The 24,394-nt window shown below is 36.8% G+C and carries 26 protein-coding genes; 25 read left to right on the top strand and 1 reads right to left on the bottom strand.

The genetic code is table 11. The features are described from left to right. The 20 genes from tnpA to ACSV5T_RS02485 all read left to right on the top strand — a co-directional run. Positions 1–262 (top strand): IS200/IS605 family transposase (tnpA, locus tag ACSV5T_RS02580; RefSeq protein WP_438320216.1); only part of this gene is annotated, 262 nt, incomplete at its 5' end. Positions 263–489: 227 nt separating this feature from the next. Beyond that, a complete protein-coding gene (locus tag ACSV5T_RS02575; RefSeq protein ID WP_119206684.1) occupies positions 490–1,023 on the top strand; it encodes an NUDIX hydrolase in 534 nt (177 codons plus the stop codon). Positions 1,024–1,044: 21 nt separating this feature from the next. Further along, positions 1,045–2,217: a phosphopentomutase gene (locus ACSV5T_RS02570; protein WP_438320215.1), complete on the top strand. Its 1,173-nt coding sequence runs from the start codon at positions 1,045–1,047 to the stop codon at positions 2,215–2,217. A 138-nt stretch (positions 2,218–2,355) separates the two neighbouring features. Next, positions 2,356–2,616: a 30S ribosomal protein S20 gene (gene rpsT, locus ACSV5T_RS02565; protein ID WP_004692998.1), complete on the top strand. Its 261-nt coding sequence runs from the start codon at positions 2,356–2,358 to the stop codon at positions 2,614–2,616. Positions 2,617–2,770: 154 nt separating this feature from the next. After that, positions 2,771–5,392 (top strand): DNA polymerase I, encoded by a 2,622-nt coding sequence (gene polA, locus ACSV5T_RS02560; protein ID WP_438320213.1) that lies wholly within the window; start codon positions 2,771–2,773, stop codon positions 5,390–5,392. A 34-nt stretch (positions 5,393–5,426) separates the two neighbouring features. Next, the gene (gene coaE, locus ACSV5T_RS02555; RefSeq protein ID WP_438320212.1) at positions 5,427–6,041 is read left to right on the top strand and encodes a dephospho-CoA kinase; all 615 of its coding nucleotides are present in this window, start codon (positions 5,427–5,429) and stop codon (positions 6,039–6,041) included. Positions 6,042–6,197: 156 nt separating this feature from the next. Further along, positions 6,198–6,752: a lytic transglycosylase domain-containing protein gene (locus tag ACSV5T_RS02550; protein WP_105089092.1), complete on the top strand. Its 555-nt coding sequence runs from the start codon at positions 6,198–6,200 to the stop codon at positions 6,750–6,752. Next, positions 6,736–7,431, top strand: coding sequence for a hypothetical protein (locus tag ACSV5T_RS02545; RefSeq protein ID WP_438320211.1), 696 nt, complete (start codon positions 6,736–6,738; stop codon positions 7,429–7,431). Before ACSV5T_RS02550 ends, ACSV5T_RS02545 begins: the two co-directional genes overlap by 17 nt. Positions 7,432–7,695: 264 nt before the next feature. Continuing rightward, on the top strand, positions 7,696–8,154 hold the full coding sequence (gene rimP, locus ACSV5T_RS02540) for a ribosome maturation factor RimP (protein WP_295805383.1): 459 nt from the start codon (positions 7,696–7,698) through the stop codon (positions 8,152–8,154). A 17-nt stretch (positions 8,155–8,171) separates the two neighbouring features. Then, complete coding sequence (gene nusA, locus ACSV5T_RS02535; protein WP_105089094.1) at positions 8,172–9,248, top strand: transcription termination factor NusA; 1,077 nt, start codon at positions 8,172–8,174, stop codon at positions 9,246–9,248. 2 nt (positions 9,249–9,250) lie between these two features. Then, positions 9,251–9,520 carry an RNase P modulator RnpM gene (gene rnpM / locus ACSV5T_RS02530; RefSeq protein WP_005386859.1) on the top strand — a complete coding sequence of 90 codons (270 nt, stop codon included), beginning with the start codon at positions 9,251–9,253 and terminating at the stop codon, positions 9,518–9,520. A 12-nt stretch (positions 9,521–9,532) separates the two neighbouring features. After that, positions 9,533–9,838, top strand: coding sequence for a L7Ae/L30e/S12e/Gadd45 family ribosomal protein (locus ACSV5T_RS02525; RefSeq protein ID WP_438320210.1), 306 nt, complete (start codon positions 9,533–9,535; stop codon positions 9,836–9,838). 15 nt (positions 9,839–9,853) lie between these two features. Next, a complete protein-coding gene (infB, locus tag ACSV5T_RS02520; RefSeq protein WP_438320209.1) occupies positions 9,854–12,298 on the top strand; it encodes a translation initiation factor IF-2 in 2,445 nt (814 codons plus the stop codon). 9 nt (positions 12,299–12,307) lie between these two features. Then, complete coding sequence (gene rbfA, locus ACSV5T_RS02515; protein ID WP_005386857.1) at positions 12,308–12,664, top strand: 30S ribosome-binding factor RbfA; 357 nt, start codon at positions 12,308–12,310, stop codon at positions 12,662–12,664. A 17-nt stretch (positions 12,665–12,681) separates the two neighbouring features. Next, positions 12,682–13,626, top strand: a complete 945-nt coding sequence (locus ACSV5T_RS02510; RefSeq protein ID WP_295794134.1) for a DHH family phosphoesterase — start codon at positions 12,682–12,684, stop codon at positions 13,624–13,626. Next, the gene (locus tag ACSV5T_RS02505; protein ID WP_438320208.1) at positions 13,626–14,567 is read left to right on the top strand and encodes a tRNA pseudouridine synthase B; all 942 of its coding nucleotides are present in this window, start codon (positions 13,626–13,628) and stop codon (positions 14,565–14,567) included. The genes ACSV5T_RS02510 and ACSV5T_RS02505 overlap by 1 nt, the downstream gene beginning before the upstream one ends. A gap of 2 nt (positions 14,568–14,569) precedes the next feature. Beyond that, on the top strand, positions 14,570–15,502 hold the full coding sequence (locus ACSV5T_RS02500; protein ID WP_295794130.1) for a bifunctional riboflavin kinase/FAD synthetase: 933 nt from the start codon (positions 14,570–14,572) through the stop codon (positions 15,500–15,502). 13 nt (positions 15,503–15,515) lie between these two features. Continuing rightward, entirely contained in the window at positions 15,516–16,280 is a 765-nt protein-coding gene (locus ACSV5T_RS02495) for a shikimate kinase (RefSeq protein WP_438320206.1), read from the top strand. Further along, positions 16,280–18,433, top strand: coding sequence for an SF1B family DNA helicase RecD2 (gene recD2, locus ACSV5T_RS02490; RefSeq protein WP_438320205.1), 2,154 nt, complete (start codon positions 16,280–16,282; stop codon positions 18,431–18,433). The genes ACSV5T_RS02495 and recD2 overlap by 1 nt, the downstream gene beginning before the upstream one ends. Beyond that, complete coding sequence (locus ACSV5T_RS02485) at positions 18,433–19,128, top strand: ComF family protein (RefSeq protein ID WP_438320203.1); 696 nt, start codon at positions 18,433–18,435, stop codon at positions 19,126–19,128. The genes recD2 and ACSV5T_RS02485 overlap by 1 nt, the downstream gene beginning before the upstream one ends. 48 nt (positions 19,129–19,176) lie before the next feature. Here ACSV5T_RS02485 and ACSV5T_RS02480 read toward each other — a convergent pair whose 3' ends face one another. Next, positions 19,177–19,779 carry an HD-GYP domain-containing protein gene (locus tag ACSV5T_RS02480; protein ID WP_004693025.1) on the bottom strand — a complete coding sequence of 201 codons (603 nt, stop codon included), beginning with the start codon at positions 19,777–19,779 and terminating at the stop codon, positions 19,177–19,179. A gap of 905 nt (positions 19,780–20,684) precedes the next feature. On the opposite strand from ACSV5T_RS02480, the gene ACSV5T_RS02475 reads away from it, so the two are divergent. The 5 genes from ACSV5T_RS02475 to hpf all read left to right on the top strand — a co-directional run bounded on the left by ACSV5T_RS02475 (position 20,685) and on the right by hpf (position 24,366). Continuing rightward, the gene (locus ACSV5T_RS02475; RefSeq protein WP_105089102.1) at positions 20,685–21,491 is read left to right on the top strand and encodes a basic amino acid ABC transporter substrate-binding protein; all 807 of its coding nucleotides are present in this window, start codon (positions 20,685–20,687) and stop codon (positions 21,489–21,491) included. An 11-nt stretch (positions 21,492–21,502) separates the two neighbouring features. Continuing rightward, complete coding sequence (locus ACSV5T_RS02470) at positions 21,503–22,159, top strand: amino acid ABC transporter permease (protein WP_105089103.1); 657 nt, start codon at positions 21,503–21,505, stop codon at positions 22,157–22,159. Further along, positions 22,156–22,875, top strand: coding sequence for an amino acid ABC transporter ATP-binding protein (locus ACSV5T_RS02465; RefSeq protein ID WP_005386848.1), 720 nt, complete (start codon positions 22,156–22,158; stop codon positions 22,873–22,875). The genes ACSV5T_RS02470 and ACSV5T_RS02465 overlap by 4 nt, the downstream gene beginning before the upstream one ends. 524 nt (positions 22,876–23,399) lie before the next feature. After that, positions 23,400–23,597 carry a cold shock domain-containing protein gene (locus tag ACSV5T_RS02460; RefSeq protein WP_005386847.1) on the top strand — a complete coding sequence of 66 codons (198 nt, stop codon included), beginning with the start codon at positions 23,400–23,402 and terminating at the stop codon, positions 23,595–23,597. Between the two features lie 241 nt (positions 23,598–23,838). Further along, a complete protein-coding gene (gene hpf, locus ACSV5T_RS02455; RefSeq protein WP_005386845.1) occupies positions 23,839–24,366 on the top strand; it encodes a ribosome hibernation-promoting factor, HPF/YfiA family in 528 nt (175 codons plus the stop codon). Positions 24,367–24,394: the final 28 nt, after the last annotated feature.

The following is a 24,394-nucleotide window of genomic DNA, read 5'->3' as shown; positions in this document are numbered from 1 at the left end:
ACCACCACATTTAAGCGTATCGAGTTTTATGGGATATTTAAAAAGTAAAAGTAGCCTCATGATATTCGATAAACACGTAAATTTAAGATATAAGTATGGAAATAGACATTTCTGGTGTAGAGGATATTATGTGGATACGGTAGGACGATATGAAGGAGCGATAAAGGAGTATATTCGCAATCAACTACAAGAGGATATAGCGCAAGATACATTAAACTTTAAAGAATATACCGACCCGTTTACGGGTGAGCCAGTAAAATAGGCAAAACAAAAGCCCCCGAGTAGGGGGCAGCCAGTGGTAATAGAGTGGTTGTCAGATCATTCAATGCCCTCTTTAGAGGGCCACCACTAGAGAAAGACCCTTATAGGGTCAGAGCAAACCACCCGTTCTACGGGTGGTTATGATTTTATCTTGTATTAAGTTATGAATTATATATATTTATTTCTCTGTGTGGTATCATAATAGTTATAAACATTAAGGAGGCTATTATGGCAATTAGCAAAGAGATACAAAAATCTAGCGAAATGAAATTTGATGGTAAACTAATTAAAGTTACTTATGATATAGCTGATGTTAACGGTAATGAAGCATGGCGTGAGGTTGTTCATCATCCTGGTGCTACAGCTATTGTGGTTGTTACTGAAGATAATAAGATTGTAATGGAACGCCAATTCCGTTATGCTTTGCAACAGCCTTTACTTGAAATCCCTGCAGGAAAACTTGATCCTAATGAAGAGCCTCTAAACTGCGCTAAACGTGAGTTAGCAGAGGAAACCGGGTATCGTGCGAACCAATGGATTCCATTGGGGACTATTGCAACAAGTCCTGGATTCTGTAATGAAGTGCTACATTTATATTTAGCAAAAGATCTTACTATGGGCGAAACTAACTGGGATCCAGACGAATATGTGGAACTTGAGTATTTTACTTTACCTGAATTATTAGAGGCTATCAAGGCGGAGCAAATTAAGGATAGCAAATCTTTGGCAGCACTTATGCTTGCAATGCCGTACCTCAAATAATATTACGTAATAGGAGGATATATGTTTAAACGAATTATCCTATTAGTTATGGACTCTGTTGGTATTGGTCATGCCGTGGATGCTGCAAAATTTGGTGATGAAGGTTCTAATACATTAGGTCATATTGAATCAACAGCTGGTAAAATTCATTGCCCAAATTTGAAATCTTTAGGACTAGGACATATTTCCGATATTGCAGATACCGGTGAAAGCATTAACGGTGCTTTTGGTCGTATGGCGGAGCTCAGCACTGGTAAAGATACAACAAGTGGTCATTGGGAGATGATGGGGCATCCTGTTACGGTTCCATTCCCAACCTTTTACGAAGGTTTTCCAAAAGAATTAATGGATACTTTCACAAAGGAAACGGGCTATGGTTATTTAGGTAATGAAGTTGCATCTGGTACGGAAATTATTGAACGTCTAGGTGCGGAGCATATTAAAACGGGAAAACCTATTGTATATACGTCAGCCGATTCGGTATTTCAAATTGCAGCCCATGAAGATGTGATTCCTTTAGATGAGCTATATCGTATATGCCAAATTACCCGTGATAAGGTATGTATTGGTGACTATTATGTAGGCCGTATCATCGCACGTCCATTTGTAGGTGAACTTGGTAGTTTTGTACGCACATCTAACCGTCATGACTATAGTCGCATGCCGGAGAAAAAAATGGTACAACAAGAGTTACAAGATGCGGATGTTCCAACTGTAGCAGTCGGTAAAATTGGAGATATTTATGCCCATGTTGGTTGGGATGAAAGTTATCCTACAAAATCTAATGCTCATGGCATGAATATGGTTCCATATCTATTAGGGGCTACATTTGATTACGGTCTTATGATGGTTAATCTTGTTGAGTTTGATAGCCTTTACGGTCATCGCAGAAATGTAGAAGGCTATAAACGAGCTATTGAAGATTTTGATTACCAACTTGGTGGTTTAATACCAATGCTCAATGATGACGATTTATTGCTTATCACTGCGGACCATGGTAATGATCCAACCTGGAAGGGGACAGATCATACCCGTGAATTAGTACCTATTCTTGGATATAGTCCACGAATGAATGGGTCTATAGACCTAGGCGATAGAAAAAGCTTTGCAGATATTGGGGAAACCATATTAGAAAACTTTGAACTGAAACAATGGGGCATTGGAACATCGTTTTTAGAGAAACTTAGTAAATAATTTCTAATGTAATATATAAAAAGAAGCTTTATTATTAAGGAATAAACTATATTTTCCTATAATAAGTTCTTGCGTCACAATATCTAGTATGATATAATCATTCAGGTATAAGAAACGATTTTTAAGGAGGTGACTCAATTGCCAAACATTAAATCCAGTATTAGAAGCGTAAAAACGGATGCTGAACGTCGTGCGAAAAACGCCGCTGTGAAATCTCAAATCCGTACAGCAGCTCGTAAAACCGTTGAAGCTGTTCAAGCAGGCGCAGTAGAAGAAGCAAAACAAGCACTTGTTCATGCTACTAGCGTAATTGATAAAGCAGCCTCCAAAGGTGTACTTCATAAAAACACTGCAGCTCGCAAAAAATCCAATCTTGCAGCTAAAGTAAACGCTTTATAATTTGAGCGTCAACAACCTCTTGTTGCCTAGCGATACGGGGTTGTTTTTTTTTATATCTACATCTCCAAAGGGACTCTCCATTGAGAGTCCCTTTTTGCATATATAATAAGTTACCTTATGTTATAATAAAGGATAGAATTAAGTGAGGTGTCTTATGAAAAAATTAATGATTATAGATGGTAGTAGTTTGTTATTCCGTGCATTCTTTGCATTACCACCATTGAAGTCCGCTTTAGGTACTCCAACGAATGCGGTGTACGGATTCTTAACAATGCTCATTAAATTGTATGAAGAAATCAATCCGGATTATATTGCAGTAGCCTTTGATAAAGGTCGTCAGACATTCCGTACAGAAATGTACAGCGAATATAAAGGTAATCGTCCAGATGCACCAGAGGATTTACGACCTCAATTTAGCCTTATTCAAGATGTATTAAAAGCGTTGGGCATTTGTGTTATTGAAGAAGAAGGTTTTGAAGGGGACGATATTCTAGGATCGTTGAGTAAGAAATTTGGTACACCAGAAATGGCTGTTAAAATTATTACTGGTGACCGCGATAACCTTCAACTCGTAACAGAGCATAGTCATGTATTCCTAACTAAAAAAGGCATTTCTGACATGTTAGAGGTTACTCTTGATAACATGGAGGAACTTTATGGTTATGGTCCTGATAAGGTTATCGAAATGAAAGCTCTTATGGGGGATTCTTCCGATAATATTCCAGGTGTACCAGGTGTAGGTGAAAAAACGGCTCTTAAATTGATTACAGAATACGGTAATCTTGAGTCTGTATATGACCATATTGAAGATATTTCTGGTAAGAAATTAAAAGAGCGACTCGTTGAAAATAAAGACTTAGCGTTCTTATCTCGTGAGTTAGCTACTATCAAAACGGATATGGACTTATCTTACAAGGTAGAAGACTTTGTGCAAAATTTCCATACCTCTGAGGTACAGCCTTTATTTGAAACTCTTGGTTTTACTAAATTAACACCTAGAATTGTACAAGTAATGGGCGGAGAGGAAGCAGCTTTTGGTGACCCAGGCTCTCTTTTTGCACCACAAGAGGAAATTTCTCTAGACGATTTAGCTGATGCTAAGGCTCTAACTCCTGACTTCTATACAGATAAAACAGTAGCAGTTCATGTTGTGCTCGATGGAAAAACTCCATTTAGAACAATCGAGACTGCCTATCTTTCTAATGGTGATACTATCGTTAAAACAAATGATACAAAGGCTGTTCTAGCAGTATTACAAGGGGCTAAGGCCATTGTTACTACTCAAACAAAAGAACTAATAGAAGCATTAGGTGAAGAGTCACCAGCTGAAATCTCTTTGTTTAATAATGATAACACTGCACGTATCCATGATATGTCTCTTCTAGCATACTTGTTAGATCCAACACGTACTAACTATGGTTATCTATATTTAACGGAACGTTTCTCTGTGCCTAGCATTGCCAGCGGTAGCGTAGATGTAGAGTGCGTATCTATGGTGAAAGCTTTACTTGCTATGAATGATGTAGCTTGTGAATCTGCTCGACGTGAAGAGTTATGGTCTTTATATGAAACGATTGAGTTGCCATTGATTCATACATTAGTAGTAATGGAGAAAAATGGTATATATATTGATACAAATAAGCTGGCTGAAACGACAGCTCGCTTTAAAGATGAATTAGCCCAAGTACAACAAGAGATTTATGATTTGGCAGGTGAAACTTTCAACATTAACTCTCCTAAACAGCTAGGTGTTATTTTATTCGAAAAGATGAACTTGCCAGTTATTAAGAAAACTAAGACTGGATACTCCACAGATGCTGAAGTACTCGATATGTTGCGTAATGAAAGCCCAATCGTTGAAAAAATCTTGGCCTACCGTTCTGTTGCTAAGTTAGTTTCTACTTACTTAGAAGGCTTGGCAGTTCTTATTAATGATAAGACTAAGCGTATTCACACTACCTTTAATCAAATGGTTACAGCTACAGGCCGTTTGAGCTCTTCTGATCCTAACTTACAAAACATTCCTGTTCGTACTGAAAAAGGCCGTGAAATTCGTGCCTTATTCTATCCAGGTGCAGGGTACGATACATTAGTGAGTGCCGATTATTCTCAAATTGAGTTACGTATTTTAGCGCATCTTTCTGGCGATGAAGCTTTGATTAAAGCATTCGTTGATGGTAAGGATATTCACCGATTTACTGCGGCAGAGGTACTAGGTAAAGCCCAAGAGGATGTAACAAGCGAAGAGCGTTCTCATGCTAAGGCTATTAACTTCGGTATTATTTATGGTATTTCTGACTTTGGCTTATCTCGCGACCTTGGCATCACACGGGGGGAAGCTAAAAACTATATTGATTTATACTTTAGCCGTTATCCTAAGGTTAAAGAGTACATGGATCGTATGGTTCAAGAGGCTCATAAAACTGGTAAGGTTCGCACTATGTTCGGCCGTCAACGCGAACTTCCTGATATTAACAGCCGCAACTTTAACCGTCGTTCTTTTGCCGAACGTACGGCGATGAATACACCAATTCAAGGTACTGCTGCAGATATTATCAAGTTAGCAATGAACCAAGTTGAGCAAAAGCTAGAGGAAGGAAACTTCAAATCTCGACTTTTATTACAAGTACATGACGAACTTGTATTAGAAGTAGTAAATGAAGAATTAGAAGCAGTTGAAGAATTATTGTGTTCTACAATGCAATCTGTAGTAGAATTACATGTTCCTCTTATTGTAGATGTGCATCATGCTGAGAACTGGGCATTGGTAAAATAGTTTAGTTAATAGTATTACATGTTAGAAGGTATATATGTTTAAAATAGGCTTAACTGGTGGTATTGCATCAGGCAAGAGTACAGTCCTTACCTATTTTAAGGACAAAGGGATACCCTATATCGATGCTGACATTGTAGCTCGTGAAGTAGTAGAGCCGGGTACTGAAGGCTTAAAAGCCATTGTAGATACCTTTGGTTCTCATGTTTTACATGATGATGGCACACTCAATCGTGAAGCGCTTGGTGCTATAGTCTTTCACAATGAAGAAAAACGACAATTATTAAATAGCTGTCTAAAAACACATATACGCAATCGTATTATGGAATTGACATCTCAATATGAACAAGGTAATACGCCAATTTTAATCTATGATATTCCATTACTTATAGAAGGGGAATGGTATACCATGATGGATGAGGTGTGGCTCGTATATGTGAATGAAACGACTCAAATTGAACGCTTAATGAGTCGTAATGGATATACGCGAGAGGATGCCCTTGCTCGTATTAATAGTCAAATGCGACTTGATGATAAATGTGCCTATGCAGATATAATCATTGATAATAATGGTACGCCTCATGATTTAACAGTACAGTTGAATACTATTTGGAATGAGCGTATAGAGACAGTTTTACAAGAATCAAAATAATTACCTATTATGTACTAAAATTGGTATATAAAAATTAGTATTAAATGGTATAATAAGCCCATAAAATTTTATATAATAGTAACCTACCATTAGGTGTATTACTATATTGTACCGATATCAAAATCGGATAAAGATTGTGTAAGGAAAGGGGGATATATGAAACGTGCAACGGCAACGGCGCTATCGTGCGTCGTACTTGGGTGGTTTTATTTTACTCATTTAGATGATCCTATAGCGCGTCAAGTGGCGTACCCCTTTAACTATAGAGATGTAGTGATGGCTGCAGCGGAAAAGGAACAAGTACCACCCTCTTTGGTGGCTAGCGTTATCTTAGCTGAAAGCAAATATAAGAATACTGCAGAATCAGAAACAGGCGCCCTTGGATTGATGCAACTTATGCCTGATACGGCGCGCTGGGTAGCTCAACAAGTTGGACATGGCAACTATACAGACCGTCAGTTAAAAGAGCCTGAAACTAATATTGAGTTAGGAACATGGTACCTAGGTCATTTGTTAAAGGAATTTAATGGTGATGAGGTGCAGGCGTTAGCTGCGTACAATGCGGGACGTGGTCATGTTGAATCTTGGCTCAATGAGAATAAATGGAATGGAATGGTTGATACTATACCTTTTCCTGAAACGCGTAGCTATGTAAAAGCTGTCTTACAGTATCAAGAAAAGTACGAGGCATTATATGGAAACGATTATTGAAGCTTGTCAAGCATTAGATTATTCATGGTTGCCTCAGCAGATTGAGGGATTTACCTTAGTGGCGTCAAATGAAGCTGATTATACGGCACTACTTGAGCGTCTCGGAGTCGGTGAAGAGGTATTAAAGGTACCTATTTTCCATTATCAAAATGATTTGGGGTGGCGATGGTCTGCCTTATATGATAAAGAGGTAGAGGACTATACAGTACATATTGAAATGCCACTATTTTCCTTTGTTGATATTTCTTTTGTACGTGCTGATTTAGAGTCTTTCTGGCAAGGATTACAAGATCGCTGTGTCAAAGGGTTAACTAATATGTTAATAGAGCCAGCGAATAACTTTACCTTTACCTATCGTCGTCGAGGCATTCCTGAATGGGATTTTTCCGAGGTTATGCCTAAAGAACAGGAAGGCTTTGTATGTGATGTTGATCCAGCTCATGCAATCCGGATGATTAATGGTTCTTTTATTATCGGTGAGTATCGTAAGATGGACGAATGTACAGGATTATTGCTATATTATAACGAATTGCGAGATGAATACTTTGCAGAACTTCGTTATAAAAATTATCCTGAAATAGACCATCACCTAGATGCTAAAAATTTAGATGATTTAACTACAGTTCTACGTGAACATTTGGGTCCTATATTAAAAGGATTAAATGAACGCGTTGACTAAGGATAATCATTATATATGACTATGCTATTTTTTGAGTTATTTTATATTCATATGAAATAATCTAAGTGGGAATGTTTGGTTAAAGCCCATAAGAAAGCGTAGAATTTGTATATACACAGCAAATGTGATATACTATATATGACTTTTATATAAATCTTTTAAAAGAGTGGGCTTATGTCCACTCTTTCATTTATGATTAGCCTAATTAAGGTGTTTGAAAAAAAGAGATATATACAAGATGTAGTAATGAAGGAGGCGATGGCTATGAAGAGAGAAGCAGTAGAGGAATTTGTATCCTCTGTAGTTGAAGGTATTATAGCCGGCACCGAAATGGAACTAGTCGATGTAGATTACGTTCGTGAACGCGATTGGTATTTGCGTGTCTACCTTGATAAACCAGGTGGTGTAGATTTGGATGATTGTCAGATGGTTAGCGAAAAACTAAGTGCTGTCCTCGACGAAAAGGATCCAATTACGGAAAACTATTTATTGGAAGTATCTTCTCCAGGCCTAGATCGAGTTCTTAAGAAGGATAAGGACTTGATTCGCTATAATGGTCGTGATGTTGATATTCAGCTATTTAAACCGATTAATGGCAGTAAACAATTTACTGGTGTATTAGAAGGTTTTACAGACACAACTATCGATTTTACTATCAATGGTGAAAGTATGACATTCGAACGGTCTGCCATTGCACAAATTCGATTACATCTTGATTTTTAATATATGGAGGCATACGAGTGAGTCAAGAATTAATTCAAGCGGTAATGGTGCTTACAAAGCAAAAAGGTTTTGCTCCTGAGGTTATTTTTGAATCCTTAGAGGCTGCATTGTTGCAAGCATATCGCAAAGAACCAACATCTAATCCAGATGCTTACGTTGTAATTGACCGCGAAACAGGCGTTTATAAAGTTATGGCTAAAAAACAAGTGGTAGAAACTGTAGAATTGCCAGAAACAGAAATTAGCTTGTTAGAAGCGCGCAAAATTGACAAACGTTTTGAAATTGGTGACGTAGTAGAAGTTGATGTTACTCCAGCTAACTTTGGCCGTAGTGCTGCCCATACTGCAAAACAAATGCTTATTCAACGTTTGAAAGAGGCTGAACGCAGCGTAGTATATGAAGAATACTATAGTCGTGAAGGCGATATCATCACTGGCGTTATTACACGTGTAGAAGGTAAAAATGTGTTTATCGATTTAGGTAAAACAGAAGCTATTTTACCGCCTACAGAACAAATTGCTAGCGAAACATATCGCGAAGGGGATCGTATTAAATGCTACATCGTAGAGGTTAAGAAAACTACGAAGGGCCCTCAAATCATGATTTCCCGTACACATCCTGGTTTATTAAAACGCCTCTTTGAATTAGAAGTGCCAGAAATTTATGAAGGTGTAGTAGAGCTTAAATCCGTAGCTCGTGAGCCTGGTATGCGTTCCAAAATTGCTGTATACAGTCGCGATGAAAACGTTGATCCAGTAGGTGCTTGCGTAGGTCCTAAAGGTCAACGTGTACAACATATCGTTGATGAATTACACGATGAAAAAATTGATATCGTTAAATGGGATGAAGATCCAGCGATTTATATCGCTAACTCCTTGAGTCCAGCTAAAGTTGTTTCTGTTGATGTAAGTGAAGAAGAAAAATCCTCTTACGTTGTAGTTCCTGATTATCAATTATCCTTGGCAATTGGTAAAGCCGGTCAAAATGCTCGATTGGCAGCCAAATTAACTAACTGGAAAATCGATATTAAGAGTGAAACTCAAGCAGCTGAAGAACCTTTTGCAGGCTTCGGTAATGCTGAGGACGGTGAATAGTCATGAAACCGAAATCCCAACCTATGCGCACGTGCGTAGGATGTGGTGAGCCTAAGGCGAAACGTGAATTAATTCGCGTAGCCTTAAGTCCAGATGGCAATATCAGTATTGACCGCACTGGAAAAGCACCGGGACGTGGAGCGTATTTATGTGAATCCATGTCATGCTTTGAGCAAGCCTATAAGGCTAAGCGATTAGAACGGTCATTAAAGCATAGTGTATCGAAAGAAATATACGAAGCATTACAACGTGATTTACAAGAGAATGAGTAATCACTGATATACATGAATGAAGATAAAATTTTAAATCTCTTAGGATTAGCACAACGAGCTGGCAAGGTTATTTCTGGTGATTTTATCGTAGAAAAATCCATGAAGAGAAAGGAACCTAAACTAGTCCTTCTCGCTGGTGATTGTGCATCCAATAATGAAAAGAAATATAATCAATTAGCAGAAACACATCATATTCCACTTCGTAGCATTGGTACTAAAGAAACTTTAGGAGCTGCTATTGGTAAAGAAGTTCGGGTAGTAGTCGCAGTACTAGATGATGGATTTGCAAAGGCGTTACTAAAAGAGATTGATCGATAACAAGGGGGTATGTAGATGTCCAAAAAGCGCGTTCATGAAATCGCCAAAGAATTTGGCGTAGAAAGTAAGCAGGTCATTTCTATCTTGCAACAACATAATATTAATGTTACAAAAGCAGTAAATTCTGTAGATGATTCAGGTTATGATATTGTAAAAAAACAATTAAGTAAGAAATATGAAGCACCTAAAGCTACACAAAAGGTAGAACAAAAATCTGCTCCAACAGCAGCACATAAACAAGAGGCTGCACCACATAAACAACAAAATCCAAATCGTTCTAACGAACACAAAAAGGATAATTACAAACAAGGTGGTCAAAAACAAGACGATCAATCTAAACAAAATGACCATAAAAAGGGCAATGTACGTCACGTACAAATCTCTGAGCCTACACGTAAATCCGAAGGTAACCAACAATCTGGTGACCGCGCTAACAACCGTCCTAACAACAACCGTAACAATGATAATCGTAATAACGGTCGCCCTAATGATGCTCGTAATAACGATAATCGCAATAACGACAATCGAAACAATGATAACCGCAATTCTAATAACAATGATCGTCGTAACAAGAAAAATAAAAAAGGTGGCAATAACCGCCCTCAATCCTTGTTATCTACATCTATGCAAAAGAAAAAGAATCGCGTAAAACATCGTAACGAACAATACTTACAACAAAAAGCTGAAGCTGAACGTAAGGCTGAAGCAGCGATTGCTACAGAAATCGAATTATCTGGTCCTTTAACTGTTAAGGAACTAGCTGAAAAGATGGGCCGTGAAGTATCTGAAATTATCAAAAAATTGATGCTTTTAGGCGTTATGGCTAGCATTAACCAAGAGGTTGATGTTGATACAGCTACTATCGTAGCTGAAGAATTTGGTGTAACTGTAACAGAAGTAGAACCTGAAGAAGATCCTACAGATGTTATTGAAATTGAAGATGCACCAGAAACATTGAAACCTCGTCCTCCAGTTGTTACTATCATGGGTCACGTTGACCATGGTAAAACATCCTTATTGGACGTAATTCGTCAAACTAATGTTACAGCAGGTGAAGCAGGTGGTATCACTCAACATATCGGTGCATACCAAGTTCGTTATAACGACAATAAAATTACATTCCTTGATACTCCAGGTCATGAAGCGTTTACGGCTATGCGTCTTCGTGGTGCTAAATCTACAGATATCGCAGTTCTTGTAGTAGCTGCCGATGATGGTGTAATGCCTCAAACTATTGAAGCCATTAACCATGCTAAATCTGCTGATGTACCAATTATTGTTGCTATCAACAAAATGGATAAACCAGGTGCTAACCCAGACCATGTTAAACAACAATTGTCTGAACATGGACTTTTACCAGAAGAATGGGGCGGCGATGTAATCATGGTTCCAGTATCTGCTAAACAAAAACAAGGTATCGACGATTTGCTCGAAAATATCTTGCTTGTAGCAGAAGTTATGGAATTGAAAGCTAACCCTAACCGTAAAGCGTACGGCGTAGTTATCGAGGCTCAACTTGATAAAGGCCGTGGTGCTGTATGTACAGTACTAGTACAAAAAGGTTCCCTCCGTGTAGGTGATACTGTACTTGCTGGTACAGCATATGGTAAAGTACGTGCCATGACAAATGAACGCGGTGAAAAAGTAAAAGTAGCTCGTCCTTCTATGCCAGTAGAAATCTTGGGTTTCTCTGAAGTTCCACAAGCTGGTGAAATCATCAACGGTATGGATGACAACGAAGCACGTGCAATTGCTGAAAAACGTATTGCAAAACAACGCGTCCAAGAATTACAAGCAACTCACAAGGTTACATTGGATGATATCTTCAACCAAATTCAACAAGGTGAGTTAAAAGACCTTAACATAATCATTAAAGCTGACGTTCAAGGTTCTGTAGAAGCATTACGTCAATCTTTAGAAGGCATTAAAAATCCTGAAGTACGTATTGTTATCGTTCATGCTGCAGTAGGTGCTATTAACGAATCCGATATCATGTTGGCTTCTGCATCTAATGCAATCGTAATGGGCTTCAACGTACGTCCAGATGCTAATGTTCGTCGTGCTGCAGAAAATGAAAAAGTTGACCTTCGTACATATCGCGTAATTTATGATGCTATCAATGACGTTGAGTCTGCGATGCGTGGTATGTTAGCTCCTCAATTCAAAGAGGTTGTCGTTGGTCGTGCAGAGGTGCGTCAAGTTATCTCTACACCTAAGGCTATCGTTGCTGGTTCTTATGTAACAGAAGGTCGTATTACTAACGACTCTGAAGTTCGTTTGATTCGTGATGGTATTGTCGTATTTGAAGGTAAGGTTGACTCTTTACGTCGATTCAAAGACGAAGTTAAAGAAGTTAAAACATCCTTCGAATGTGGTATTTCCTTAGAAGGTTACCGCGACATCAAGGAAGGCGACGTAATCGAAGCGTACTTGATGGAAGAAATTGCACCTCAAATTTAGGAGGTTTATATGAGTGACGTTCGTGTCAGAAAATTACAAGAATTTATCAAACAAGAGGTAAGTCAAATGTTGATGCGCGGATTGAAAGATCCACGCATCGGCTTCACTACTATTACCGATGTTCATGTAACAGGTGATTTGCGTGAAGCTACGATTTATGTCTCCTTGTTTGGTTCCGATAAGGAAAAAGAAGATACACTTATCGCTTTAAAGCATGCAGCGGGTCATATTCGTACGGAACTTGGCAAAGTACTTAAATTGCGCCATATTCCTTCTATCACATTCGATAAGGATACGTCTTTAGACTATAGCATGCATATTGAATCCCTTTTGAATGAAATCAAAAAGGACGAAGAAAAAAATTAACACAAAGGATACAGAACATGAGTAAGATTACTATTAATCAATTACATATGGCTCTGTGTGAAGCTAATTCTATTATGCTAACCGTCCATGTCAGACCTGATGGCGATGCTATCGGGTCCATGGTGGCCTTTTACGAAGCCCTTGTAGGGCAAGGTAAAACTGTATATATGGTAGTGGATGATGTAGTTCCTGAGAAGTACTCATTCTTACGATATACGGACCACATCCATGATGTAGCGTATTTTGAAACAAACCCTGTTGATATTGATATGCTAATGGTATTGGATGCTAGCACGTATGAGCGAATTGGCAAAGTAGGTGCACTATGGAGTGCACCTATTTTTAATATAGACCACCATATTTCTAATACAGAATTTGCTGATCATCTATATTTGAAGCCTGACTTTGCTGCTACTGGTGAAATCGTTACCGATTTATGTACAAAATGGAATTGGCCTATCACTGAGTCTATGGGCACTGCTTTATATATGGCTATTGCTACTGACTGTGGTTTCTTTAAATTTAGCAATACAACTGCTAATACATTAGAAATGGCTGCTAAATGTGTAGCAGCCGGTGCTAGACCTAATGTTATTTCTGAAACGATTGAGGCTGTGTCCGCAAGTCGTCTAGAATTAACAAAACAAGTTATGCAAACTATTGAGTTCTACAAGAATAATACAGTAGCTACCATCGAGTTGAATCGCGAGGCTATGAACATTCTCGGCGATGATACAGATGGCTTTGTAGATATTATTAGAAATGTAGATACTGTTGATATAGCTATTTTATTGAAAGCTGAAGCTGATGACAGAACACGGGTAAGTTTACGATCTAAAGGTACCGATGTGAATGCTATTGCTAGTAATTTCGGTGGTGGCGGTCATATTCGAGCTTCCGGATGTACGATTAATTTACCATTACAAGAAGCAAAACAGGCTCTCATTGAGGTGATTAAATAATGGATGGCATTTTACCATTTTTAAAACCTCCTGGTATAACAAGCCATGATGCTGTTGCTATTTGTCGTCGCATTTTAAAAGAAAAGCGCATTGGTCATAGTGGTACTTTAGATCCTATGGCCTATGGCGTTTTACCCGTTTTTCTTGGTAAGGCTACGCGGCTTATTGAGTATACAGAGGGGTTTGATAAAACCTATGTGGCAGAATGTAAATTTGGTACTTTTACCGATACTGAAGATAGTTCTGGACAAGCTGTATTACCTGATAAAGATATGGTATTGCGAGACGGTGTTCGAGTGAATGAATCCATTCAAAGTTCAGAGCTTTCCGATGCTATGCTTAAACCTACTTTTGATGAATTAGTTAATACATTAAATACCTTTATTGGTATTCAAGATCAGAGACCATCAAAATATTCTGCTATTAAGATAAATGGTATACGTGCTTATGAATATGCTCGTAAAGGGATTCCTGTAGAATTACCATTACGTCAGATTCATATTAAACATATTGAGCTGATAGCGTATGGTTTTCCTTATTTTATAGTTCGTGTAACTTGTTCTGGAGGCACCTATATTCGTTCATTATTGCGTGATATCTGTGTTTCATTAGGTATACCAGGAACCATGACATCTTTGGCACGTACCCAAGTAGGACCATTTGATATTGATTCTGCTAAAATGGCTGAAGAGTTGATGCTTCATGGTGAAAGCCTATTGTTACCAACGGATACAGCCGTTTCTCATCTTTCAAAAGTGATGGTAAATAGTGTACAATTAAAGATGATGGTGCAAGGTAAGGAATTGCCTATTAATAGCGAATTTTCTTATACCGAACCAGAACATTATTATAGAGCCTATGGTCCTCATGGATTTATAGGGATTATGAAACGAACTAACCACTCTTTGAAGGTGGAAAAAAATATTTTTATTGAAGGATAAGTATGAAGCAAATACATTCGTTTGATGAACTGCGTCAAATCAAAGATACAAAAGTATATGCCCTAGGTACCTTTGATGGTATTCATCGAGGTCATCAACGAGTTATACGCAAGGCCGTTGATGAGGCAATGGCAGTTAATGGTGTTAGTATAATCATTACTTTTGAACATCATCCACTAACTATACTACATCCAGAGCGAGTGCCTAAACGGGTCATTCAAGAAGAGATTATGGATTCCGTTCTTGAAGATTTGAATGTAGACTATATTTTACGGTTGCCTATGACTGAAGAGTTACTAAAAATGAGTGCTGACGATTTTTTGGGCGCTCTTTGTACAGATATGAATGTAGCTGCTATTGTAATTGGAGAAAACTTTACATTTGGTGCTAAAGGTCTTGGTAATCCAGATTATATGAAACAAGTATTAGCGGATAAAAATATACAAGTTTTAGTGCAGCCCTTATTGCCTTGTGATGGACTTAGTACTCCTATTTCAAGTACGGAGATTAGAAAGGCCATTCGCGAAGGGCGTTTAGAAGATGCTACTCATTGGCTTGGAAGACCATTCCAATTTAAAGGGACTGTAATTAAAGGTGATCAACGAGGACGCACATTAGGGTTCCCAACATTGAATTTGTTGCTTCCTAATGAAATGGCTACACCTCCAGATGGTGTATACGCTAATCGCGTGTGTATCGATGGTACTTGGTATGATGGGGTAGGTAATATTGGGGATAATCCTACATTTAAGAATCAGTACCATAGATGCGAAGTACATGTATTTAACTTTGACCAAGATATATATGGAAAAGAAGTAATTGTACAATTTATTTCCTATCTTAGAGGAGAAGTTAAATTTAATAACTTACAAGATCTTATTGATCAAATGAAGGTAGATGAAGAACAGGCTCTAGCTGTTTTAGCTAAAGCATAATAAGGGGGTTCTCATGGATATTAAAGAAGCTCGCAAACAAATAGATAGTATTGACTCCGTACTTGTTACAGAGTTTGAAAAACGTCTTACATTGATTAAAGAGATTGGTAAATATAAGGATGAACATCATTTACCACTCATTGATGAAGAACGTGATGAAAGTATTATTGCGTTGCATACTGAAAATTGCAAAGATAAAACATTAGCATCTTATATTGAAAATTATATAAAAACTGTTGTGTCTATGAGCAATGAGTTTTTAAAAGAGCATATGCATAAGCATATTTTCCTCATCGGCATGCCAGGTGCCGGTAAGACAACAGTTGGCAAAATGCTAGCTAAAGAATTAGGCAGAGACTTTTACGATCTAGATCAAACGATTCAAGATAAGGTTGGTAAATCTGTTCAAAAAATCTTTATTTATGACGGTAAAGATGCTTTTAGTGAATATGAATATAACACGATTAAGGAATTAATTCATAATAAACCATCTGTTATTGCTACTGGTGGTGGTACTGTTACTTATGATAAAACAGTTAAGCTAATGCGCAATAATGGTCTTGTTGTATTTGTTAATCGCGATGTAAATCATATCTTAGATGATTTGGATCTTGAAATTCGTCCACTTGTAAAAGAAAGTATTGAATATATCTTCAATGTATATGAAGAACGATACCCTTTATACGAAGAGGTGGCACATATCAAAATTGGTAATGAAGGTAGCATTACCGATGCGGTACAAGAAATTATTGAAGCTTTGCCTAATACGGAGAAATAATGGACGCCATACGAGGATTTGTATACCGAACTATATATGAGAATACACAACGTACGTATTGCGTGTTTGTCCTTAAGGATTATAATGAGGAATACATTACTTGTACTGGCAAGTTTGAATCTCCTAAAGAAGGAGAAGATATCGAAGTTCGAGGCCGTTATGTAGAACATGAAAAATATGGTCGTCAATTTGATGCTACTAGTGTAGAAAAACTTAAACCTGATAACATGGGGGCTGCTAAGACCTATTTATTAAATTTAGGTATTAAAGGTTTTGGTGAAAAGTCCGTAGAAAAGGTCCTTGAGTATTTTGGTATCCGTATTTTAGAAGTTTTACGGGAGGAACGTCCAGAAGAAATTAAGGATGTTCCTGGACTTCGTAAAAGTGTTAAGGACGAATTATTTAATACCTTACTTGGTGAAGGTATTTTATCCGATTTAAATCACTTTTTTGAAAGCCATCATATTTCTTCTAAATGGAGTCGTACCGTATACACCTATTATGGTGTTCAGTCTGTTGCTGTTATAGAGGATAATCCGTATACCTTGTTACGTGTGGCTCCAGATATGCTTTTTGGCACCGCTGATACGCTAGCAGAACACTTGGGGATTACAGGTAGTGATACGCGTCGTTTAGAAGCGGGATTAGAATGGATTCTACGCAGTTTGGATAATCAAGGGCATACGTGTTTGCCTGTCGATCAACTTATCGGTCGTTTAGACGATCTATTACAAACTGATGTAGATGATATTGCTAATTTTATTGAAAGCCTTTTAGAGCAAGGTGCTTTATATAGTACGTATTATGAAGATATCTTATATATCTACCCTCCAGAAATGTATGTGTCTGAAGTAGAGAGCGTTCATTATACAAAAGATTTCTTATTAGAGGCTGATCCAATTTCTCTAGATATTCCTAGTTTTATAGAAAAGTTTGAAGCTGATAATCATATTACATTTGGGGATGCTCAAAAAGAAGCTATACAGCTATCCTTCTTTGAAAAGTTTTCCCTTATAACTGGTGGCCCTGGTACTGGTAAAACGACGATTATTAAGGCTTTAGTAAAAGGCTTCCAACTTGGTGGACTAGGGCGCATTATTCTTTGCGCTCCTACGGGACGTGCTGCGAAACGACTTACAGAGGCTACAGAATTTCAAGCTACTACGATTCATAGATTGCTAGTACCTGTTCAAGGCAGTGATTCCTATGACTTTACTAAGAATGAAGATGATCCATTAGATATAGATGTTATCATCATTGATGAAGCATCTATGCTTAATGTACGCTTGTTCTATTCCTTAATGGCGGCCATTCCAAAGGAAGCCCATGTCATTATCGTTGGTGACGTTGATCAACTACCACCTATTGGGGCTGGTTTTGTATTAAAAGACTTACTCGATAGTGATTGTGTTCCTTATACACGGCTCAACCAGATTTATCGTCAAAGTTCTGGTAATACTATTGTTGAAAGCGCCTATGCTATTAACCGTGGTGAAATGCCAAATTTGGACAGCGTAAGTGAAGAGTTTTCTTTTATACCTGTTAAGTCTTATGACATGATGATGAAAGCCATCATTGATGTGTATAAACGAGAACAAGAGCATGTAGATGATGAACTAGACATTCAAATCATTTCTCCTATGCGCCGTGGTGAAGCAGGTAGTACATTAATTTCTCAATATGTACAACAAGCTGTTAATCCACCGGATAGCTTAAAAGGGGAGGCTCGTGTAAATGGTATTACCTATCGCGTTGGCGATAAGGTTATTCAAATTCTTAACGATTATGAGTTAGAGGTCTTTAATGGTGAAATTGGTGTCATTTACGCCATTACACGAAGCGATATTTGTATCCGATTTATCCATAAAGAGGTTCGTCTACCTATTGATGAAGCTCATATGATTATGCCTGCTTATGCGATTACAGTTCATAAGAGTCAAGGTAGCGAGTATGGTGTAGTTATCATTCCATTTGTACCACGTTATGGTGGTATGTTGCAGCGTAATTTGTTGTATACAGCTGTTACAAGAGCAAAACGGAAGGTTATCATTGTGGGTACTACAAGCGCTATAGAACGTGCTGTACGTACTGTAAATGCAGATGAACGATATACATTGTTTAAAGAAAGACTACAAGGGAGATGTGATTCGTAATGAGTCTTTGGGATTTCCTATTTCCACCTGTATGTCCTCATTGTGGTGCCTCTGTAGCAACACAAGGGGATTGGTGTGAAACTTGTTTTAATGATCTATTACATATTCGTCATGTACCACATAAATTTTTACATTATGTAGATGATGTATGTGTGCTAGCAGACTATTGTGGTGGTCTAAAGTCTATGATTTACGATGTAAAATTTAATGAAAAAAAGGAGCAGTCCAAGGGGGCTGCTCCTTTTTTAGCATCGTACAACTTTTACATGAAATATGATGAGTTTAATATTCTAAATGGCAATTGTAAAACGGTATATGATTATATAGTTCCCGTACCTTCAAGTGAGACTAAGAAGAAAAAGAGAGGCTATAATCAGGTTGATTTATTTTTTAAGAATTGGGCATACTCGTTAGAGAACATAGATAAGCCATATTTTGTATGGCTAGATTGTATATATAAGTTTGAAACTTCTAGTGATATGTGGTCCTTAACACATAAAGAACGACATCAAAATATAGATAATGCTTTTGTAATCAACGCAGAGTATAAAGACACTGATTTTTCCACAAAGCGTATTTTAATTGTAGATGACATTTATACTACAGGAGCAACAATCGAAGCCGTAGCTAAGGTTCTTAGGTCATATAATCCTAGTAGACTCGATGCTTTAACACTAGCTAGCGGTAGCTTTTAATTATTACAAAAAAAGCGTTCACCGAATGGTGAACGCTTAATCATTATATTAGCCTAGCACATCGATAAATGCTTTTACTACATCTGGATCAAAGAGAGAGCCGGATGCACTAAAGAGTTCTTCTTTAGCTTTAGCTTTTGTTTTTGCCCAAAATTCTGTAGAAGGATTAACTGTTGTATCATAATAATCTGCAACAGCAATGATTCTAGCTCCTAATGGGATATTAGCACCACGCAAATGTTTAGGGTAACCAGAGCCATCCCATTTTTCATGATGGTAACGAATATAAGGCAAGATTTGTTGGCAGCAAGGGTAGTTTTCGATCATATTCGCACCACTTGCAGCATGTTGCTTATACTTGGACATTTCTTGTTTATTAAGATATGGAGATTTTTGGATTAATGCATTAGGTACCATTAATAGTCCTACGTCATGAAGTAATGCTGCATGGCGAATTTGTTCAATTTCATTTAACGGTAAACCCATTTTAGCAGCAATACTAACTGCATAGTTTGAAACTTGGATAGAATGAGTGTACAGATGATAGCTTTTCATTTGTATCATCTGCAAGAGCTGAGCGCTAATGGCTTCTAAACTGTCCTTCTCCAGTTCGTACAACCCAGATGGTTGCATTAATGATAACATAAACATAATAAACCCCTTTAACTAACATGTAGAACATATGGTACAACCCCTCGTACTTATGTTCATATCGTACAACTTTAGGCCGTTCTTATTTAATAGTATACAAATTATACACCATAAATAATATTTTGTGTATGATACGTATGTTCTATTATACATGTTGTATTCATATTTGGCATACTAAAAATAATTGACATTTTAGGAATGTACTAAATATAGTACCTAGAAAAACTAATTTTATAAATATTAAAATAATATGAAGAATATTTTAGGTTTTCTATGACAATTTTCTATACATACCAAAAAAGGGGTTGCAAAATTTATTCTCATTTCAATGAGAACTGAACGATGCTATGTTCGGAAATATAATTTAATAGGTACGTCTTATTAATTTTAAGAATGTATATATAATTATAAATCTAGACATGTATACTGTTATTCTTTATAATACGTCTATACGGGTCTGTGGTTGAAAGTCGATGCCAGTCGCAGGCGAAACGATCCACATAAGCAACCCAAGAGGTTGTGAGCATGGTGCGGCTTAGGTGTAAGTCCTGCCGGTAAAACCGAGAGGGGTAGTAGTGGGGAGTCTCGGACTTATGAGCGAACCCTCCAGCAGGCGAGTGTGGGGGCAAAGACCAGGTCAGCCGTATGCGGGCACATGAGGCTTTTCTCATGTGCTTTTTTCTTTTTATACATCTGTATATTTAAAAATGGTGAAAATACCGATTCTTATGGGAAAGTTTTTATACATTATTGTTATAAATATACAATCAGTGTATAAAAATAAAATATAAATATAGTGATTAATTGATATTTAGGATGATTCTATACAAAATTATTGACATAATTATACTAAGTGGTATACTAGTGGAATAAAAATAGTTAGTTTAGTAAATGAGGATGATTCGATGTTAAATAGCAAGTTAAAAAAATTAATCATTGGTGGTTGTATGTTAGTAATGGCCGGTACTGTAATTGGCGGTTGTGGATCTTCTACACAAACAACTTCTAATAAACTCATTGTTGGTACTAATGCCACATTTGTACCATTTGAATTTAAAGATGAAAAAACTCAAGACTACACAGGCTTTGATATTGATTTAATTCGTGCCATTGGTAAACGTATCAATAAAGATGTAGAGCTTAAGAATGTTGCTTTTGATGCTTTGATTCCAGCTTTAAATACACATGATATTGATGTAGCTGCATCTGGTATGACGATTACCAAAGCTAGAAGTGAAAAGGTATTATTCTCTTCTCCATATTATGAAAATGCCCTTGCTGTAGTATATAAAGATGGCGCAAATATCACATCTCTTGACGATCTTAAAGGCAAGAAAATTGCTGCTCAACTAGGTACTACTGGTGCAGATTTAGCCCATAAAATCGAAGGTACTACTGTAAAAGAGTTTGACCATAGTAATGAAGCTTTGTTAGAATTACAAAATGGTGGTGCTGATGCAACTGTTATTGATTTGCCAGTGGCTCAATATTACAGTACTAAACATCCAGATCAACATATTAAATTTATGGCATATCCAAATACAAAAGAATATTTGGGCTTAGCAATTAATAAAGATAATAAAGATTTACAAGAACAAATCAATAAAGCAATTGCAGATATGAAGGCTGATGGTGAATTTAATACATTATATAAAAAATGGTTTAATGTAGATGCACCTGCTGATATGCCAGTAGTGGTAGAATTTAAATAATAGGAGAGATCATGAGTTTTAATTGGGGGTTAATTGCGGATAATTTACCGCTCTTATTACAAGGTGCACTTGTAACCGTAGAAATTACAGCTATGTCTGTTGGCTGTGGTTTCTTTATCGGTTTATTAGTAGCCTTAGCAAATTTATCTAAATTTACTGTAGTTAGATTATTAGCAAAATGTTATGTAGATATCATTCGTGGTACACCGTTATTGGTACAAATCTTCTTGATTTATTTTGCTTTGCCAATGATTACAGGACAACGTATTGATCCATTTATTGCAGCTGTTACCGCATGTAGTATTAACTCTGGTGCATATGTGTCTGAGATCTTCCGTGCTGGTATCCAGTCTATCGATAAAGGTCAAATGGAAGCAGGTCGATCTCTTGGTTTAACTTGGGGTCAAACTATGCGTTATATCATCATGCCTCAAGCTTTCAAAGCAATTATCCCACCATTGGGTAATGAATTTATTGCTATGTTGAAAGACTCCTCATTGGTTTCTGTAATTGGTTTCGAAGAATTGACACGTCGTGGTCAATTAATCATTGCTAAAACGTATGCATCCTTTGAAATCTGGGGTACAGTTGCTGTTATTTACCTTATTATGACAGTAACAATTTCACAATTAGTTGGTTACCTTGAAAGGAAATATAGCATTAAATGATTAAATTAGAAAATGTACATAAATCCTTTGGTAAAAATGAAGTATTAAAGGGCATTGATTTACATATAGAAAAAGGTCAAGTTGTCGTTATAATTGGTCCATCTGGTTCTGGTAAAAGTACAGTATTGCGTACTATGAACTACTTAGAAGAGCCTACATCTGGTAAGGTAATTGTAGATGGTATGGATCTTTCTGATAAGTCTAAACTCAATGAAGTTCGTGCTGAAGTAGGGATGGTATTCCAAAACTTTAATCTTTTCCCACATATGACTGTAATGGAAAATTTAACATTAGCTCAAACTAAGGTTCGTAAAACTTCTAGTGATGAAGCTAAGAAAATCGGACAAGCTTTACTTGATCGCGTTGGGTTAGGAGATAAAGCTAATGCATATCCTGATTCCTTATCTGGTGGTCAAAAGCAACGTGTTGCTATTGCCCGTGCCCTAGCGATGAAACCAAAAGTTATGCTATTTGATGAACCTACATCTGCACTCGATCCAGAAATGGTTCGTGAGGTTCTAGATGTAATGAAGTCTCTCGCAGAAGAAGGGATGACGATGGTTATTGTTACTCATGAAATGGGCTTTGCTAAAGAAGTAGCTGACCGCGTATTATTCGTTGATGGTGGATTAATCTTAGAAGATGATACTCCTGAAAAGGTATTTGATGCTCCAACAAATGAGCGAACAAAATTGTTCTTGTCGAAAATTTTATAATAATATTTTCTAACATAAAAGGAAGTAAGTTCTGAAATTCAGAGTTTGCTTCCTTTTTTTTGTATTTTTAAAGATAACCAAATTTGTAGATATTAAATTTCTTAATATATGAATCGATTTATATCTATTAATATATTTGATGACTTATTTTATCCGTATCTGTTCAACCCTTGTAAATAAGCGCTTTTAGGCTTTTCTTAATCTATAAAATACGATTATTGCTATAAATATTTGTGATATATAAATATTTTATACATATATATTTTGGAGTAATAATTTTTAATTCATATATTTTTATGATTATAAAATTATGTAATAATTTAATGTGCTGTTCGGAAATATTTATAATATAGATAAATAAAGGTTTTAAAGTAGTTTTTAGGGGATGAATTATCAATAAGACATATTTGTATATTCATTAAAAGTGTTAATATTATTGTTTGATATTTTATACATGCTGTGTTATGATACAAGTGTAGTGCAAGACAGTAAGACAATATATATATTTTTAGGAGGATGTTACCATGTTAGGTAAAGTAAAATGGTTTAGCGCAGAAAAAGGTTATGGTTTTATTGAACGTGAAGACGGTAGCGATGTATTCGTACATTACTCTGCGATCCAAGACGAAGGCTTCAAATCTTTGACAGAAGGTCAAAATGTAGAGTTTGATATCGTTGATGGTAACCGTGGCCCTCAAGCTGCTAACGTTGTAAAAGCGTAATAACATACCAAAAAATACATAAAAGCAACATATAAAGAAACTCCGATATCGCATGATATTGGAGTTTTTCGATTGTTACTGGAAATAATATTTATAATTCTGCAAAAAATATAAAAATTCTTTTGAAAAAAAGAGGAGTTTTATACCTTGATGTAGAAATACTAAATATAACACGAGAGATAAGTAAAAAATTACTACACACTCGTATCTCGTGGATGATTTTTAGAAAGGGTGTTGACTTATGAAAGTAGCAATCAGAGGTAAAAACATTGAAGTGACAGATGCTCTAAGAGCATACATCGAAAAAAGATTGAGCAAATTAACTCGTTACTTCGATGATGAGTTAGATGCACAAGCGGTTTTATCCGTTGTTAAAGATAAATCTACTGTTGAACTTACATGCTTCGTTGATAAGATCGTTCTTCGCGGTGTAGAAACAAACGATGATATGTATGCAGCTATTGATTTAGTAATAGACAAGATCGTACGTCAAATCCATAAACATAAAACTCGTTTAGCAAAACGCTTCAAAAAACAAGAAGCTTTCCATCCTGAAGCTTTAGCAGCTCCTGTAGAAGAGGAAACTATCGAAGTTGTAAAACGGAAACACTTTGCAGTACGTCCTATGGATGTAGAAGAAGCTATCTTACAAATGAATCTTATTGGCCATGACTTCTTTATGTTCTTCAATGCTGAAACAGAAGCAATGAACGTAGTATATCGTAGACATGATGGATTCTATGGTTTGATTGAACCAGAATTACAATAACCTATAATATCGGCTGACAATAATCCTA

The sequence above is a fragment of the Veillonella sp. ZSJB6 genome (assembly GCF_051549505.1).
In the GTDB taxonomy this organism is placed as follows: domain Bacteria; phylum Bacillota; class Negativicutes; order Veillonellales; family Veillonellaceae; genus Veillonella.
This window is presented reverse-complemented; position numbering and strand designations above follow the sequence as displayed.